The sequence below is a fragment of the Pseudomonas sp. REB1044 genome, assembly GCF_038813925.1.
GTDB lineage: Bacteria > Pseudomonadota > Gammaproteobacteria > Pseudomonadales > Pseudomonadaceae > Aquipseudomonas > Aquipseudomonas boreofloridensis.
In genome coordinates, this window is record NZ_CP046139.1 from 5,026,033 (window position 1) to 5,041,938 (window position 15,906).

At 64.1% G+C, this 15,906-nt stretch carries 14 protein-coding genes and 1 pseudogene; 10 read left to right on the forward strand and 5 right to left on the reverse strand.

Translation table 11 applies throughout. From position 1 onward, the window contains the following. The first annotated feature begins 57 nt into the window (after positions 1–57). Positions 58–1,050, forward strand: a complete 993-nt coding sequence (locus GKC70_RS22690) for a hydrolase (RefSeq protein ID WP_304484863.1) — start codon at positions 58–60, stop codon at positions 1,048–1,050. Positions 1,051–1,062: 12 nt separating this feature from the next. Here the strand turns inward: GKC70_RS22690 and GKC70_RS22695 are convergent, their stop codons facing one another. Next, positions 1,063–1,917 carry a sulfurtransferase gene (locus GKC70_RS22695; RefSeq protein ID WP_342649996.1) on the reverse strand — a complete coding sequence of 285 codons (855 nt, stop codon included), beginning with the start codon at positions 1,915–1,917 and terminating at the stop codon, positions 1,063–1,065. 158 nt (positions 1,918–2,075) lie between these two features. On the opposite strand from GKC70_RS22695, the gene GKC70_RS22700 reads away from it, so the two are divergent. The 4 genes and pseudogenes from GKC70_RS22700 to ggt all read left to right on the forward strand — a co-directional run bounded on the left by GKC70_RS22700 (position 2,076) and on the right by ggt (position 6,185). After that, on the forward strand, positions 2,076–3,506 hold the full coding sequence (locus GKC70_RS22700) for a coniferyl aldehyde dehydrogenase (RefSeq protein ID WP_342649997.1): 1,431 nt from the start codon (positions 2,076–2,078) through the stop codon (positions 3,504–3,506). Between the two features lie 129 nt (positions 3,507–3,635). Beyond that, on the forward strand, positions 3,636–4,115 hold the full coding sequence (coaD, locus tag GKC70_RS22705) for a pantetheine-phosphate adenylyltransferase (protein ID WP_317870968.1): 480 nt from the start codon (positions 3,636–3,638) through the stop codon (positions 4,113–4,115). A 125-nt stretch (positions 4,116–4,240) separates the two neighbouring features. After that, positions 4,241–4,492, forward strand: coding sequence for a YfhL family 4Fe-4S dicluster ferredoxin (locus GKC70_RS22710; protein ID WP_039582535.1), 252 nt, complete (start codon positions 4,241–4,243; stop codon positions 4,490–4,492). Continuing rightward, a pseudogene (gene ggt, locus GKC70_RS22715) lies at positions 4,492–6,185 on the forward strand (gamma-glutamyltransferase). The gene GKC70_RS22710 and the pseudogene ggt overlap by 1 nt, the downstream one beginning before the upstream one ends. A gap of 7 nt (positions 6,186–6,192) precedes the next feature. Here ggt and mutM read toward each other — a convergent pair. After that, positions 6,193–7,005, reverse strand: coding sequence for a bifunctional DNA-formamidopyrimidine glycosylase/DNA-(apurinic or apyrimidinic site) lyase (gene mutM, locus GKC70_RS22720; RefSeq protein ID WP_342649998.1), 813 nt, complete (start codon positions 7,003–7,005; stop codon positions 6,193–6,195). A 3-nt stretch (positions 7,006–7,008) separates the two neighbouring features. After that, positions 7,009–7,827, reverse strand: coding sequence for an HDOD domain-containing protein (locus GKC70_RS22725; protein ID WP_295486443.1), 819 nt, complete (start codon positions 7,825–7,827; stop codon positions 7,009–7,011). Positions 7,828–8,021: 194 nt separating this feature from the next. On the opposite strand from GKC70_RS22725, the gene GKC70_RS22730 reads away from it, so the two are divergent. The 3 genes from GKC70_RS22730 to GKC70_RS22740 all read left to right on the forward strand — a co-directional run bounded on the left by GKC70_RS22730 (position 8,022) and on the right by GKC70_RS22740 (position 11,403). Continuing rightward, positions 8,022–8,558 carry a type 1 glutamine amidotransferase domain-containing protein gene (locus GKC70_RS22730; RefSeq protein ID WP_342649999.1) on the forward strand — a complete coding sequence of 179 codons (537 nt, stop codon included), beginning with the start codon at positions 8,022–8,024 and terminating at the stop codon, positions 8,556–8,558. A 115-nt stretch (positions 8,559–8,673) separates the two neighbouring features. Further along, a complete protein-coding gene (locus tag GKC70_RS22735) occupies positions 8,674–9,870 on the forward strand; it encodes a class I SAM-dependent rRNA methyltransferase (RefSeq protein ID WP_342650000.1) in 1,197 nt (398 codons plus the stop codon). 390 nt (positions 9,871–10,260) lie between these two features. Next, positions 10,261–11,403, forward strand: a complete 1,143-nt coding sequence (locus GKC70_RS22740; RefSeq protein WP_342650001.1) for an MFS transporter — start codon at positions 10,261–10,263, stop codon at positions 11,401–11,403. A 109-nt stretch (positions 11,404–11,512) separates the two neighbouring features. Here the strand turns inward: GKC70_RS22740 and mgtE are convergent, their stop codons facing one another. Beyond that, complete coding sequence (gene mgtE, locus GKC70_RS22745; protein WP_342650002.1) at positions 11,513–12,559, reverse strand: magnesium transporter; 1,047 nt, start codon at positions 12,557–12,559, stop codon at positions 11,513–11,515. 480 nt (positions 12,560–13,039) lie between these two features. On the opposite strand from mgtE, the gene ilvD reads away from it, so the two are divergent. After that, positions 13,040–14,881, forward strand: coding sequence for a dihydroxy-acid dehydratase (gene ilvD, locus GKC70_RS22750; protein WP_029612398.1), 1,842 nt, complete (start codon positions 13,040–13,042; stop codon positions 14,879–14,881). A 62-nt stretch (positions 14,882–14,943) separates the two neighbouring features. Here ilvD and GKC70_RS22755 read toward each other — a convergent pair whose 3' ends face one another. Beyond that, positions 14,944–15,408, reverse strand: coding sequence for an Lrp/AsnC family transcriptional regulator (locus tag GKC70_RS22755; RefSeq protein WP_342650003.1), 465 nt, complete (start codon positions 15,406–15,408; stop codon positions 14,944–14,946). 126 nt (positions 15,409–15,534) lie between these two features. Here GKC70_RS22755 and GKC70_RS22760 point away from each other — a divergent pair, with 126 nt between their 5' ends. Continuing rightward, complete coding sequence (locus tag GKC70_RS22760) at positions 15,535–15,861, forward strand: hypothetical protein (protein WP_029612401.1); 327 nt, start codon at positions 15,535–15,537, stop codon at positions 15,859–15,861. Positions 15,862–15,906 lie beyond the last annotated feature (45 nt).

Here is a 15,906-nt window from a genome sequence, read left to right on the forward strand (position 1 = left end):
CGGTACAGGTGCGCTGTTTCATGGCACTCTAGGCAGGCCCATCACGAGTTGCCCAGCATGCCCAGTCCCACCGCCCTCTTTCGTCCGGCCCGCGGCCTGTCGAACCCGCACCTGCAAACGCTTTGGGGACCGCTGTGGCGCAAACTGCCTGCGCTGCGGCGCGCCCGAGAGCGGTTGTGGCTGGAGGATGGCGACTTTCTCGACCTGGACTGGTACGGCCCTGACCAGACCGAGACGCCGCTGGTGCTGGTGCTGCACGGCCTGACCGGCTCGTCCGACTCGCCGTACGTGAAGGGCCTGCAACAGGCACTTGAGGCGCAAGGCTGGGCCAGCGTCGCGCTGAACTGGCGGGGCTGCTCGGGCGAACCGAATCGGCTTGCGCGCAGCTACCATTCCGGCGCCAGCGAAGACCTCGGCGAAACCGTCCGCCACCTGCGCGCCCGACGTCCGCTGGCGCCGTTGTACGCCGTGGGCTATTCGCTGGGCGGCAATGTGCTGCTCAAGTACCTGGGTGAAACCGGCGCGGCCAGCGCACTTCAGGGCGCAGTGGCGGTTTCGGTGCCGTTCCGCCTGGACCAGTGCGCCGACCGCATCGGCCTGGGCTTCTCGAAGATCTATCAGGCGCATTTCATGCGCGAGATGCTGAGCTACGTGCAGGTCAAGCAGCGCCATTTCCAGGCGCAGGGGCACGTTGAAGCGCTGGCGGCCCTCGAGGGCCTGGGGCCGCTGCGCAACCTGCGCACCTTCTGGGATTTCGATGGCCGGGTAACGGCGCCCCTGCACGGTTTCAGCGACGCGCACGACTATTATCGCCGCGCCTCCAGCCGCTACTACCTGGGCGAGAACCGCACCCCGACCCTGATCATCCAGTCCCAGGACGATCCCTTCGTGTTCGACCACAGCCTGCCGACACCAGAAGAATTGGCGCCGCAGACCGAATTCGAACTGCATCGGCACGGCGGCCATGTGGGTTTCGTCGAAGGCAGCCTGCGCGCTCCGGGCTACTACCTGGAACGGCGGATTCCGCAGTGGCTGGGCGGATTGGGTTAAGCGGGGCCTCTTTCAGTCGCCGATCTCGATGGCGTGGTCGGCGTCATTGATCCACTCGCTCCAGGAGCCGGCGTACAGCCGACCCAGCGGATAGCCCGCCAGCGCCAAGGCGAACAGGTTGTGGCAAGCCGTGACGCCCGAACCGCAATACGCCACCAACTGTTGCGGTGAGCGGCCCGCGAGCGTCTGGTCGAAGCGCTGGCGCAATTGCTCGGGAGGCAGGAAGCGTCCGTCGGCACCCAGGTTGTCGGTGAACGCGGCGCACTGTGCGCCAGGGATGTGTCCGGCCACCGGGTCGATCGGCTCGACTTCCCCGCGAAAGCGCGGCAGCGCCCGCGCATCGATCAAGGTCAAATCAGGCGCGTCCAGGCGATTGGCCAACTGCTCGGCATCGATCAGCAGCGCAAGGTCCGGCTCACCGGCGAAACTGCCCTCGCGCTGCGGCGGCGGGTCCAGGCTCAGCGGCAGATGCGCGGCATGCCAGGCTTTGAGCCCACCGTCGAGGAGGAACACTGCGTCACGTTTGCCCAGCCAAGCCAGCAGCCACCAGGCGCGGGCGGCATAGGCGCCGGGACCATCGTCGTAGAGCACCACCTGGCTGTCGCTGTCCACGCCCCAGGCGCGCAGGCGCTCGACCAGCCGCTGCGGATCAGGCAGTGGATGTCGGCCACTGCGGCCCTTGATCACAGGTCCGCTGAGGTCGCGCTCCAGGTCGGCGAAATGCGCCCCTTCGATATGCCCCTCGGCATAGCTGCGCTGGCCGTAGTCAGGGTCTTCAAGGGCGAAACGGCAGTCGAGAATCACCAGTCCTGGCGAACCCAGGCGCTCGGCCAGTTGCGGCGGGGTGATCAGTTGCGCAAGCGGCATGACAGTCTCCTATCGATGGCACGAACGGCCCGGCAGGCATGCGCCAGGGCCTGATTGAAGCGGCTATGGACCTGATCGCATGGCAGCCAGCGACAGGTTCACGGACCGAGGCGTAGGGAGTATAAGCTGGCCAGATGCCCACTTTGCACGGAGCTGCCGTGAGTTCGTCCAATCCCCCGCCCGTTGAATCATCCGACCTCGCCCTGCAACGCTTGTTCGACGCTCAGCGCCGCGCGTTTGCCGCCCACCCGATGCCACCCGCCGATCAGCGCAGGCAATGGCTGAGGCACCTGCGCGAAACCCTGCTGGCTAATCGCGAGCGTTTGATCGACGCCATCGACGCCGACTTCGGTGGACGCAGCGCCGATGAAACCCTGTTCGCCGAACTGCTGCCTACCGTGCACGGGCTGCGGCATGCCGAACGCCGCGTGCGACGGTGGATGAAACCCCAGCGGCGCAAGGTGGGCCTGGCGTTTCAACCGGCCCGCGCCCACGTGCTGTGGCAGCCGTTGGGCGTGGTCGGCATCATCGTTCCCTGGAATTACCCGCTGTTCCTGAGCATCGGTCCGCTCACCGATGCGCTGGCGGCGGGCAACCGCGTCATGCTCAAGCTCAGCGAGGCCACGCCGCAGACCGCTGCGCTGCTCAAGCACCTGCTCGAACAGGTGTTCCCGAGCGACCTGGTCAGCGTGGTGCTGGGTGAGGTCGATGTCGCCCAGGCCTTCGCCCGGTTGCCGTTCGATCACCTGTTGTTCACCGGCGCCACGGCCATCGGCCGCCAGGTCATGCAGGCCGCAGCGGCCAACCTCACGCCAGTGACCCTGGAGCTGGGCGGCAAGTCGCCCGCCATTGTCGCGCCCGACGTGCCGTTGACCATGGCCGCCGAACGCATCGCCTTCGGCAAGACGCTCAATGCCGGGCAGACCTGCGTGGCCCCGGACTACGTGCTGGTCCCACGCCAGCAGCTGGACGCGTTTGCCCAGGCCTATCGGGCGGCCGTGACCCGGCTGTACCCGCGCATCGCCGACAACCCCGACTACAGCGCCATCATCAACTCGCGCCAGTTGCGGCGCCTCGAACACCTGCTGCAGAACGCACGCGACAAAGGCGCCCAGGTGCTCGACCTGTATCCGCAGGAAGCGCGCCAGGGCCGGCGACTGCCACCGCACCTGCTGCTGCAGGTAAGCGATGACATGCAGGTGATGCAACAGGAGATCTTCGGCCCGCTGCTGCCGCTGGTGCCCTACGACGATCTGGACGACGCCCTGGCCTACATCGCCCAGCGCCCTCGCCCACTGGCCCTGTACTACTTCGGCTACGATCGCCGGCAAAAGGCTCGCGTGCTGGCGCACAGCCACTCCGGTGGCGTCTGCCTGAACGACACCCTGCTCCACGTTGCCCAGGATGACTTGCCGTTCGGCGGGATCGGCCCCTCCGGGATGGGTCATTACCATGGCCAGGCGGGTTTCCAGACCTTCAGCAAGGCCAAGGCCGTGCTGGTCAAGCAGCGCGTCAACCTGGCCAGGCTGATCTACCCGCCCTACGGCACGGCGCTGCAGCGCCTGGTGCAGCGCCTGTTCATCCGCTGATGGCAGCGCGGGCATGACAGCCAATAGACGCACTGTCTATAGTGCCATCAGCCGGTCACATGACTTGGCCCGGCAGCAGTCGCTGCGCTACCATCCGACTCCCCAACGCACTCCAGCCAGGATGACGCGATGAACCGAGTGTTGTACCCGGGTACTTTCGACCCCATCACCAAAGGCCATGGCGACCTGGTCGAGCGCGCGTCCCGCCTGTTCGACCAAGTGGTCATCGCGGTGGCCGCCAGCCCCAAGAAGAATCCGCTGTTCCCGCTGGAACAACGGGTGGCGCTGGCTCGTGAGGTCACCAAGCACCTGCCCAATGTCGAGGTCATCGGCTTCTCCACCCTGCTGGCGCAATTCGCCAAGGAGCAGGGCGCCAATGTGTTTCTGCGCGGGCTGCGTGCGGTGTCCGATTTCGAATACGAATTCCAGTTGGCGAACATGAATCGCCAATTGGCGCCGGACGTGGAGAGCCTGTTCCTCACACCGTCGGAACGTTATTCGTTCATTTCCTCGACCCTGGTGCGGGAGATCGCCGCGCTGGGCGGCGATATCAGCAAGTTCGTCCACCCCTCCGTGGCCGACGCACTGACCGAACGCTTCAAGAAGTAGTCATGCTCGCCGTAACGCCACGTGGGCGCGACACCGCGCCTGCGTGCACTGCGCGCAGTAATGCGGCACAATTGCGCGCATTGCCTTGATACATGCCTGGGCGGCGAGCCCTGGCCGGAGTCCCAATGTCCCTGATCATCACCGACGATTGCATCAATTGCGACGTCTGCGAACCCGAGTGCCCGAACGCCGCCATCTCCCAGGGCGAGGAGATCTACGTGATCGATCCGAACCTGTGCACCCAGTGCGTGGGCCATTACGACGAGCCGCAGTGCCAGCAGGTCTGCCCGGTCGACTGCATCCCCCTGGATGACGCGCACCCGGAAACCGAAGACGAGCTGATGGCCAAGTACCGCCGGATCACCGGCAAGGCCTGATGACCGTGCTCGGCGCGATTCGCCAGGCGCTGCTCGGCGCCGCCCTGGCGCTGCTGGCCAGCGCCGCGCTCGCCGACGGCCCAGGTCGGGCCGCCATCGCCAGCCCGCACGCCGACGCCACGGCCGCCGCGCGACAGGTACTGGCGCAGGGCGGCAACGCCTTCGACGCCGCCATCGCCATCAGTGCCGCACTGGCCGTGGTCGAACCATACGGTTCGGGGCTGGGCGGCGGCGGGTTCTTCCTGCTGCGCGAACAGGGCGAGCCAACGCGCTACGCCTTCCTCGATGCCCGCGAACGCGCGCCTGCTGCGGCTTCGCAGGACATGTACCTGGAAAATGGCAAGGTCCGTGCGGGCCTGTCCGTCAATGGCCCTTGGCCGCCGCCATTCCCGGCTTGCCCCAAGCCCTCGCCGACCTCGCCGCCACCCACGGCAAACTCCCGCTCAAAGACAGCCTGGCCCCGGCCATCCGCCTGGCCAACCAAGGCTTTACCGTCGACCGCATCTACCGCGACCGCGCCAGCATGCGCCTTGACGCGCTGCGCGCCGACGCCGAAAGCACCCGCCTGTTCTTGCGCGACCAGCAGGTGCCCGCTCTCGGCACCCGTATCCGCCAGCCCGAACTCGCTGCCACCCTGCAGGCGCTGGCCGACCACGGCCGCGATGGCTTCTATGGCGGAGCGGTCGCGCGGCGACTGGTGGCAGGCGTCCGCCAGGCCGGAGGGCTGTGGACGCTCGACGACCTCGCTGATTACCGCACGGCCTGGCGCCAGCCGCTGCGTTACAGCCTGGCCGATCAGCGCGAACTGATCAGCAGCCCACCGCCGTCGGCGGGTGGCGTGGCGCTGGCGCAAAGCCTGGCGATGCTCCAGCGCCTGCCCTGGCAGAGCGCCGAGCCGGTGCAACGCAGCCACTACGTGGTCGAGGTGCTGCGCCGCGCCTATCGCGACCGGGGTTTGCTGGGCGATCCAGACTACGTCGCCAACCCCATCGACCGCCTGCTGGCGCGTTCGTACCTGACCTCGCTGGCCGACAGCATCGATGTGCACCAGGCGACCCCCAGCAGTGCGCTGCCACCGGCACCGGCCTGGCGCGAAGGCGACCACACCACTCACTTCACCGTGATCGATGCCGCTGGCAATGCCGTTTCGGCCACGCTGTCGGTCAACCTGCCGTTCGGCGCCGCCTTCACCGTGCCCGGCAGCGGCGTGGTGCTGAACAACGAGATGGACGATTTCGCCGCCGACCCCAGCGGCAGCAACAGCTACGGGCTGGCCGGCAGCCAGGCCAACGCCGTGGCCGCGGGCAAGCGTCCATTGTCGAGCATGACGCCCAGTTTCCTGGAAAGTACGTCACAGCTCGCCAGTTTCGGCACACCGGGCGGCAGCCGGATTCCGAGCATGGTGCTGCTGTCGATGCTGGGTTTCCTGGAAGGACGACCGGTGAGCGACTGGCCCGCCACGCCCCGCTACCACCATCAGTACCTGCCGGATGTGATCGAGCACGAGCCCGATACCTTCGACGACGCACAAAAGGCCGCGCTGCGGGCGCGTGGTTACACGCTCAAGGATCTGCAGCGCAGCTACGGCAACCAGCAGGTGGTGTATTGGAACAAGCACGCGGGCACGCTGGAAGCGGCCAGCGATCCACGCGGGGAAGGCCAGGCCACGGTGCTGGAGGCTGTCCGGGAGTGAGCGGCGCTCAGCGCTGGCAGCGTGGGCAGAACACGCTGGCGCGCTGGCCGAGCTTGACCTCGCGCAGTTCGCTGCCGCATACCTTGCAGGCTTCGCCACCCCGCCCGTAGGCATACAGCTCCTGCTGGAAATAGCCGGGCTGGCCGTCGCCGCCGATGAAATCACGCAACGTGGTGCCGCCGCGCTCGATCGCGGCGGCGAGCACCCGCTTGATCTCGATCGCCAGCTTCAGATAACGCGCCCGGCTGATGCCGCCAGCAGCGCGACGCGGGTCGATACCCGCAGCGAACAGCGCTTCGGTGGCGTAGATGTTGCCCACGCCGACCACCACGGCGTTGTCCATGATGAACGGCTTGACCGCCATCGACCGCCCGCGCGACAGTTGGAACAGCCGCTCACCATCGAACAGCTCGGTCAGCGGCTCCGGCCCCAGGCGCGCCAGCAGTTCGTGACCGAGCGGGTCATGGCTCCAGAGCATGGCGCCGAAGCGACGCGGGTCCGTGTAGCGCAGCATCAGCCCGGATTCCAGCTCGATGTCCACGTGTTCGTGCTTGCCCGCCGGCAAGCCCTGCTCGACCAGGCGCAGGTTGCCAGACATGCCCAAGTGACTGATCAGCGTACCCACCTCGGCGTTGATCAGCAGGTACTTGGCCCGCCGCTCGACGCTGAGAATGCGTTGGCCCGAGAGGCGCACATCCAGGTCTTCAGGGATCGGCCAGCGCAAGCGGCGATCACGCACCACCACCCGGCTGACCCGCTGCCCTTCGAGGTACGGCGCGATACCGCGTCGGGTTGTTTCGACTTCCGGCAACTCAGGCATGGATCAACGGCCACTCAGTTCGCGAATGTTCTGCTTGAGGCTGTCGAAGTCGTATTCCGACAGCCCGATGTAATCGAGTACCAGCGGGCCGACCGCGTTCCATTCGTGATCTTCGCTCTGGTTGCCCAGCACCTGGTAGGACGCGCAGATGTGCTCGGCCATCTTCAGCACCGCCAGCAGGTTCTTCAATTGAGTCTGGCCATTGCGCGACGTGTCGTCGCGGAAGATCGACAGCGCGTTGTGGTGATTGGCGATGGCGCCGCTGATGTGCTCGGGCAGGCGCCACGACTTGGCCGTGAAGTAGCCCACCACCGAGTGGTTGGTGTTGAGGGCGCGGTTTTCGGTGTCGACCACGCGGTTGTCCGCGCTGGCATTAGCGTAGGCGTCTTCCAGCACGTCCATGTAGTTAGGGAAACGCTTGAGCATCAGCGGCACGCCGCAGTCATGGAACAGGCCGAGCGTGTAGGCCTCGTCCACCGCCTGGATGCCGGTGCGCTTGGCCAGGGTCAGGCAGGTCATGGCTACGTCCTGGGCGGTATCCCAGAACCGGTTGAGGGTGACGATGGTCTCGTCGCTCATCTCGCCCTTGATCGACTGGGCGTTGATCAAGTTGATGATCGAGCGGCTGCCCAGCAGGTTCACCGCGCGCTGGATCGAACCGATCTTGTTGGCCAGGCCGAAATGCGGCGAGTTCACCAACTTGAGCAACGCGCCGGACAGACCGGGGTCTTGGGCGATGAGCTTGGCGATGGTTTCCAGGTCCGGGTCGGGCATGTACTGCTCGAACTGCAGGTCCACCATGATCTGCGGCTGGGGCGGGATGGTGATGCCCTGCAAGGCTTGCTGGATCTGTTCGGCGGTAAGTTCCTGGGACATGGCTGCGCACTCGGGGATAAGGGGGAATTCTAACCCTGTACGCCGGCAGGGCACCAACCACTGAATCGTTCGCCGGGAACTTTACTTTAGAGCCGGCGGCCTCCTTTCTCACACCTATCGAAGAAATGGAGTAACAACTCATGACCGCACAACTCAACGGCAAGCGCGTGGCCTTTCTGGTGACCGACGGCTTCGAGCAAGTCGAGCTGACCGGGCCACGCGATGCGCTGCTCCAGGCCGGCGCCCAAGTGGATGTGCTCGGCGAGGAGACCGGCAGCGTGCGCGGCTGGAACCACGACAAGCCGGCCGATGCCTTCCAGGTCGATGCCACGTTCGACGACGCCCAAGGCACGACCTACGATGCCATCGTACTGCCAGGCGGCGTGCAGAACTCCGACACCATCCGTCTGATTTCGGGCGCGCAGAAACTGGTGAAAAGCCACGCCGCAGCCGGCAAACCCCTGGCGGTGATCTGCCACGGCGGCTGGTTGCTGATTTCCTGCGACCTGGTCAAAGGCAAGCGCATGACCAGCTTCAAGACCTTGCAGGACGACATTCGCAATGCAGGCGGTCAGTGGGTGGATGAAGAGGTGGTGGTGGACGGCAACCTGATCAGCAGCCGCCAGCCTGACGATATCCCGGCATTCAACGCGCAATTGATCAACGCGCTGAGCTGAGCCTCTCGCGGCCTGAACCGCAGCCACGGCGAGGTCGCTCTGCGCCTCGTCGCGCTGCGCTGCGAATCCCGCCAGCGACACGCTATACTCCCGCTCTTTTTTCCGGAGCGACGTCATGTCCCTGCCCAGCCTTCGTCTCAAAGCCAATGCCGACCGCCGTTTGCGCGCCGGTCACCTGTGGGTCTACAGCAACGAGATCGACGTGGCTGCGACCCCGCTGCAGGGCCTGAAGGCCGGGCAGCAGGCGATCCTCGAAGCGGCCAACGGCAAGCCGCTGGGCGTGGTCGCCGTCAGCCCGAACAACCTCATCTGCGCGCGCCTGCTGTCGCGCGACAGCAAGCTGGCGCTGGACAAGTCGTTGCTGGTGCACCGTTTGAACGTGGCCTTGTCGCTGCGCGAACGGCTCTTCGAGCAGCCCTGCTATCGCCTGGTCTACGGCGATTCCGACTTGCTGCCTGGGCTGGTGGTTGATCGCTTCTACGACATTCTGGTGGTGCAACTGGCCTCGGCCACCATGGAAGCGCACAAGGACGAAGTGACCGCCGCGCTGGTGCAGGTGCTCAAGCCCAGCGGCATCCTGTTCAAGAACGACTCCGCCGCACGCGACGCCGAAGGCCTCACGCGCTATGTCGAGACGGTCTACGGCGAAGTGCCGGATTGGGTTGCCCTGGAAGAGAACGGTGTGAAGTTCGAAGCCCCGGTGCGCGAAGGCCAGAAGACCGGCTGGTTCTACGACCACCGCATGAACCGTGCGCGCCTGGCGCCCTACGTCAAAGGCAAGCGCGTGCTCGACCTGTTCAGCTACATCGGTGGCTGGGGCGTGCAGGCCGGTGCCTTCGGCGCCAGTGAAGTGTTCTGCGTCGATGCCTCGGGCTTCGCCCTGGATGGCGTCGAGCGCAACGCCGCGCTGAACGGCATCGCCGACAAGCTGACCTGCATCGAAGGCGATGTGTTCGAAGCACTGCGCGAACTCAAGGCCGCCGAAGAGCGTTTCGACGTGATCATCGCCGACCCACCCGCCTTCATCAAACGCAAGAAAGACCTGAAGAACGGCGAAGCGGCCTACCGTCGCCTCAACGAACAGGCCATGCGCATGCTGAACAAGGACGGCATCCTGGTCAGCGCCTCGTGCTCGATGCACCTGCCCGAGGACGATCTGCACAACATCCTGCTGACCAGCGCCCGCCACCTGGATCGCAACCTGCAACTGCTCGAGCGTGGCGGTCAGGGCCCGGACCATCCGGTACACCCGGCCATCGCCGAAACGCGCTACATCAAGAGCATCACCTGCCGGTTGCTGCCTAATAGCTGACCACGGTTCGGCGCGGTTTGAAAAGGCCCGGTATTGGATAGCCAATGCCGGGCTTTTTTACGCGTTAGATAACCTGCGAAGCAACAGCGGAAAGCTCCTACGAGTTGTTGAGAATTGTCAGCCGATATAGAAGCTTGCCTCTCTAGATATTTTTTCTACTCTAAGAAATGTCGCAATGATGCGGTTTAAAGAGCACGTTAGATCGTGTTCGACCGAATGATCTATCAACAGCGCGAGCAGCGTCGCTGGTTGAGCCCACTACATACGTCAATACGGTCAGAATTTCTCAAGAACAATTAGACGCTCCATTTATAAAAAGCGCTGGAATAATCGCATGAACTCTACCCCACCCTCCCCCCTAGCCGACGACTGCTTGCTTTACTCGCATTGATGACGCTATTAGGCGTCTTCCCTGTGGATGTGGTGCTCCCTTCACTCCAAGCCGTCAGCCAAGCGTTTTCTGTCAGCCTCGTAAGCGCTTCCTACTCCGTCAGTTTGTTCGCAATCGGCGTGGCCATTTCTCAGTGTGCAATCGGACCGTTGTCAGACCGAATGGGTCGCAAAAGACTTCTACAGGCCGGCCTTTACTTATCGATCATCGGAGCGGTTGGCTGCACCTTATCGGGTGATTACATAAGCTTTACAGTCTTTCGGATACTTCAAGCCGTTGGCTGCGGCTGTTTCGTATTAAGCCAGGCCATCATCCAGGATCGATACTCGGAGCATCAACGCAATACCTTGAGGATAATCTTGACCACCGCAAGCGGATTGTTCATTTCCATTGCGCCGCTGGCGGGCAGCGTATTGCAAAATTTTTTCGGCTGGCAGGGAAGCTTTTATGTGTTCAGTGGTTTCGCTTTCCTGGCTATCGTTCTGTGCGCGAAAGAACTGACAGAGAACCGCTCGAAACCTCCCATACCCGGCGCGATGAAAAGCTACAGCATCTTGATTCGCGACCCTCGCTTCTTGGCCTACTCGATCCTCTCTGCTTTTGCATTCGCCTGCCATTTTTCCTTCATCGTCGTATCTCCGTTACTGCTCATGAACCGCTTGGGACTTTCCGAGTACGCCTTTTCGATGGTTTTTCTAGGCTATGGATGTGCCTACCTGGCCGGCGGCATCATCGCCAGTGCGATCAACGGGCGGATACCGACACGCACTCAGATTCGCGTCGGCCTTGGGCTCATCGGTCTGGCAGGTGGGGTGCTGGTCGTCTGGCTCACATGGACCGCGTTGTCCATCACGGCGCTCTTGGTGCCCATGATCGTCTGTACGGCAGGCACCACGATCGTCAGGCCCGCGGCCACCTGCGCAGCACTGGATCGTCATCCTGAGCGCGCAGGCGCCGCAGCGGCGCTCGGTAATACGCTGCTGTTCGCGATTGGGGGCGCGGCGAGCGGGCTGATCGCGATGATGCAAGCCAGCCTACCGATGAGCCTGGGCTTGGGTTTTATCGGCGTGAGCCTGTGCGGCGCGCTGGTGCTCGAAAGGCTGTCTTGCGCTGCAGCCGAGCCCACTGCAACACGCCCTTGAGCAGCAGGAGCAGCAAGCCCGAGAAGATCAACGTCCGACCCGACGCACGCGCCCGGCTGAGGACGAGCTCCCAGGCCTGCATGCCCCTGTCACTACATCTGCGCCAGCCTCACAACTCCAGCACCACCGAAGCGATACCGAAGTAGATCAACACGCCCACTGCGTCGGCGATCGATGTCACCAACGGGCCACTGGCGGTAGCCGGGTCCAGCTTGAAGCGGCTGAGCAGGAACGGCAGGCTCATGCCGATGAGGCTGCCGATCAGCACGATCACCAGCATGCTGCTGGCCACGATCACGGCAATCTCCGGCCCACCGCGCAATACGCCGAGCGATGCCACGGCCACGGCCATGGTGCCGCCCAAGGCCAGTGCCACGCCGCACTCGCGGGCCAGCATTCGCATCCAGTCGCGCATCACCACTTCGCCCGTGGCCAGGCCGCGCACCATCAAGGTCGCGGACTGGGCACCGGCATTACCGCCGCTGTCCACCAGCAGGGGCAGGAAGAACACCAAAGCGATGTGCGCGGCGATGGTGTCTTCGAACGCTGCGATACCGGCCCCGGAAAACAGATTGCCGAACACCAGCACCACCAGCCAGAGCACGCGCTTGCGGTACATCAGGCCGATGGTGGCGTCCTTGAGGTTGCCGATGTGGTTGGTGATCGACGCGCCTTTGTGAAAGTCCTCGGTGGCCTCTTCTACCATCACGTCCAGCGCTTCGTCGCAGGTGACGATGCCCACCAGGCGCCCAAGTTCGTCGAGCACCGGCACGGCCAGCAGGTCGTGCTCGCGGATCAGCCGCGCGACTTCCTCCTGGCGTGTGGCGGTGCTAACGCAGAGCACATTGCGCACCATGATGGCGTCTATCGGCTGGTCGGGCGCCGCCAGGATCAGCTCGCGCAGCGACAGGGTGCCAAGCAGGTTGCGCGCGGCATCCACCACGTAGGACTGATAGATGGTTTCAGCATCTGCTGCCTCGCGGCGCAACATGTCGATGGCCTGACTGGCCGTGAGCCCGCTGTCGAGGTGAGAATACTGGCTGATCATCAGCCCACCTGCCGTGCCGGCCTCGTAAGTGTCGGCCTGCAGAAACCGGTCCCGCTGCGCCTGGGCGGCCTGGCGCAATTCGAGCGGATTGGATGGGGTGTAGTGCATGGGAGATTCTCCAGGCGCCGTGACAGGCGCCTGCTGACCTCAGCCACGCGGGCTCAAGCCTTCGCAGGCCCTGGCGACGGCGCGCTCAGTGCCAGAATGCAAGTTCGCGATGAACTGAAACTGGGAAGGTCCATTGAGGTAGTAGCTCGTGAAGCCGCACATGCGGCGCGGGGATCATAGGGAGCGCGGCGAGGAAAGAACACCGCCCAACCCGCGTTTGGGACAAGTCCTACAACTACCGCAGCGAGTCGTGAAAGCCACCGTCCAGACACATCGCCATTTCCTCACCGCCCCAGCGGTGTAGAATCGGCCTATTCATCGCCAGACATCCCCAGGCGGGTTTATGAGCTCTGGCCAGGCACGCGGCGATCCCGCGCAGTCCCGGCCCCATCCGTGCAGCGGCAACCGGCCTGCGGCGCCAAGGACAAGCGAAGCTCACTCCCCTTACCAGTGACCTGATCAAGCCGCCAGGAGTGCGTCATGCCTGATTACCGTTCCAAGACCTCCACCCACGGCCGCAACATGGCCGGTGCCCGCGCGCTGTGGCGTGCCACCGGCATGAAGGACGATGACTTCAAGAAGCCGATCATCGCCATCGCCAACTCCTTCACCCAGTTCGTCCCGGGTCATGTGCACCTGAAGGACCTGGGCCAGTTGGTCGCTCGAGAAATCGAACGCGCCGGTGGCGTCGCCAAGGAATTCAACACCATCGCCGTGGACGACGGCATCGCCATGGGTCACGACGGCATGCTGTACTCGCTGCCCAGCCGCGAGATCATCGCCGACGCCGTCGAGTACATGGTCAACGCCCACTGCGCCGACGCCATCGTCTGCATTTCCAACTGCGACAAGATCACCCCCGGCATGCTGATGGCCGCCCTGCGCCTGAACATCCCGGTGATCTTCGTCTCCGGTGGGCCGATGGAAGCCGGCAAGACCAAGCTGGCCAGCCACGGCCTGGACCTGGTCGATGCCATGGTCATCGCCGCCGATTCCTCGGCCTCCGACGAAAAAGTCGCCGAGTACGAGCGCAGCGCCTGCCCGACCTGCGGTTCGTGCTCCGGCATGTTCACCGCCAACTCGATGAACTGCCTGACCGAAGCCCTGGGCCTGGCCTTGCCGGGCAACGGTTCGACCCTCGCCACTCACGCCGACCGCGAGCAGTTGTTCCTCACTGCCGGACGCACCATCGTCGAGCTGTGCAAGCGCTACTACGGCGAGAACGACGAGTCGGTGCTGCCGCGCAACATCGCCAACTTCAAGGCGTTCGAGAACGCCATGATGCTCGACATCGCCATGGGCGGCTCGACCAACACCATCCTGCACCTGCTGGCCGCGGCCCAGGAAGCCGAGGTGGCCTTCGACCTGCGCGACATCGATCGCCTGTCACGCACGGTACCGCAGCTGTGCAAGGTGGCGCCGAACATCCAGAAGTATCACATGGAAGACGTGCACCGCGCCGGTGGCATCTTCAGCATCCTCGGCTCGCTGGCCCGTGGCGGGCTGCTGCACACGGACCTGCCGACCGTGCACAGCCGCAGCATGGAAGAAGCCATCGCCAAGTGGGACATCACCCAGACCGATGACGCCGCCGTGCACACCTTCTTCAAGGCAGGCCCAGCCGGCATCCCGACCCAGACCGCCTTCAGCCAGTCGACTCGCTGGGACACGCTCGATGACGACCGCGAGAACGGTTGCATCCGCAGCGTCGAGCACGCCTACTCGCAGGAAGGCGGCCTGGCCGTGCTGTACGGCAATATCGCCCTGGACGGCTGCGTCGTGAAAACCGCCGGTGTGGACGAGTCGATCCACGTGTTCGAGGGCACCGCCAAGATCTTCGAGAGCCAGGACAGCGCCGTGCGCGGCATCCTCGCCGACGAAGTGAAGGCCGGCGACATCGTGATCATCCGTTACGAAGGTCCGAAAGGCGGTCCGGGCATGCAGGAAATGCTCTACCCCACCTCGTACCTGAAGTCCAAGGGCCTGGGCAAAGCCTGCGCCTTGCTCACCGACGGCCGTTTCTCCGGCGGCACCTCGGGTCTGTCCATCGGCCATGCCTCGCCGGAAGCGGCGTCGGGCGGCGCGATTGGTCTGGTGAAGGATGGCGACAAGGTGCTGATCGACATTCCCAACCGCTCGATCAACCTGTTGGTCAGCGACGAGGAGCTGGCGGCGCGCCGTGCCGATCAGGACAAGAAAGGCTGGAAGCCCGCCGAAGCGCGACCACGCAAGGTGACCACCGCCCTGAAGGCTTACGCGCTGCTGGCGACCAGCGCTGACAAAGGCGCGGTACGCAACAAAGCCATGCTCGACGGCCTCTGAAGGTTTCGAGCCTGACCGAACCGGCGCCCACAGCGCCGGTTTTTTTGCGCCCGCAGTTTGCATTAGAGCGGCAGGCTGGTGGTCGACTTGATCTCGGACAGCGCCACGATCGAATTCACTTCCTGGATCCCCGGCACGTTCGACAGCTTCTCGAAGAAGAAGCGCTCGTAGGCCTCGATATCGGCCGTGACGATCCGCAGCAGGAAGTCCACCGAGCCCATCAGCACGTAGCACTCCAGCACTTCGGGAAATCCACGGATCGCCTCGGTGAACTCGGTGAAGTTGGAGCGACCATGGGCGTTGAGCTTGACCTCCGCGAAAATCTGCGTGTTCAGACCCACTTTACGGCGATCGAGCAGGGTGACCTGAGCGCGGATGACCCCTTCGTCTTTCAACCGCTGTATCCGTCGCCAGCAGGGGGACTGGGAAAGCCCCACGCGCTCGGCGATCTGCGCGCTGGACAAGGACGCATCTTCTTGGAGCAATTCGAGAATGCGCCGGTCATAGGCATCCAGTTCGCCTTGCATGATTGATCCTTTTATTTACGGTTATGAGACTTGATCTAGTCTCAGGCTCAGTTCAACCGAGGAATAATAACGAAGAAATGCCTGTTTCGACCTGGGAGAATGCTCTGCATCCAATGGGAGACCTTCATGAATGCACTCGAACGCCAAGACACCCCCACGCGCAGCGATGCCTGGGCGGCCAGTGTCCACCTTACCGAGGTGCGTTATCGCCTGGATATCGAGGCCGAACCCGACAGTTTGTGTCGAGTGCTGAACCTGTTCGCTCTGCAATTTCTCACGCCACACAGTGTGCAGGTCTGTCAGCACGATGACGTGCTGCACGTGGAAATCGGTATCGCCGGACTGAGCTGGCACCGTGCCGGCGTGATCGCACAGAAAATGCGCAACCTGGTGTGCGTGGGCGAAGTACTGCTGGAAAACGTACCCAGGCTGTCGGAAGTCGTCGCTGGCTGAGATGCGTCGATGCCGCTGCCACCGCGCAAGATCCGGAAACCCATT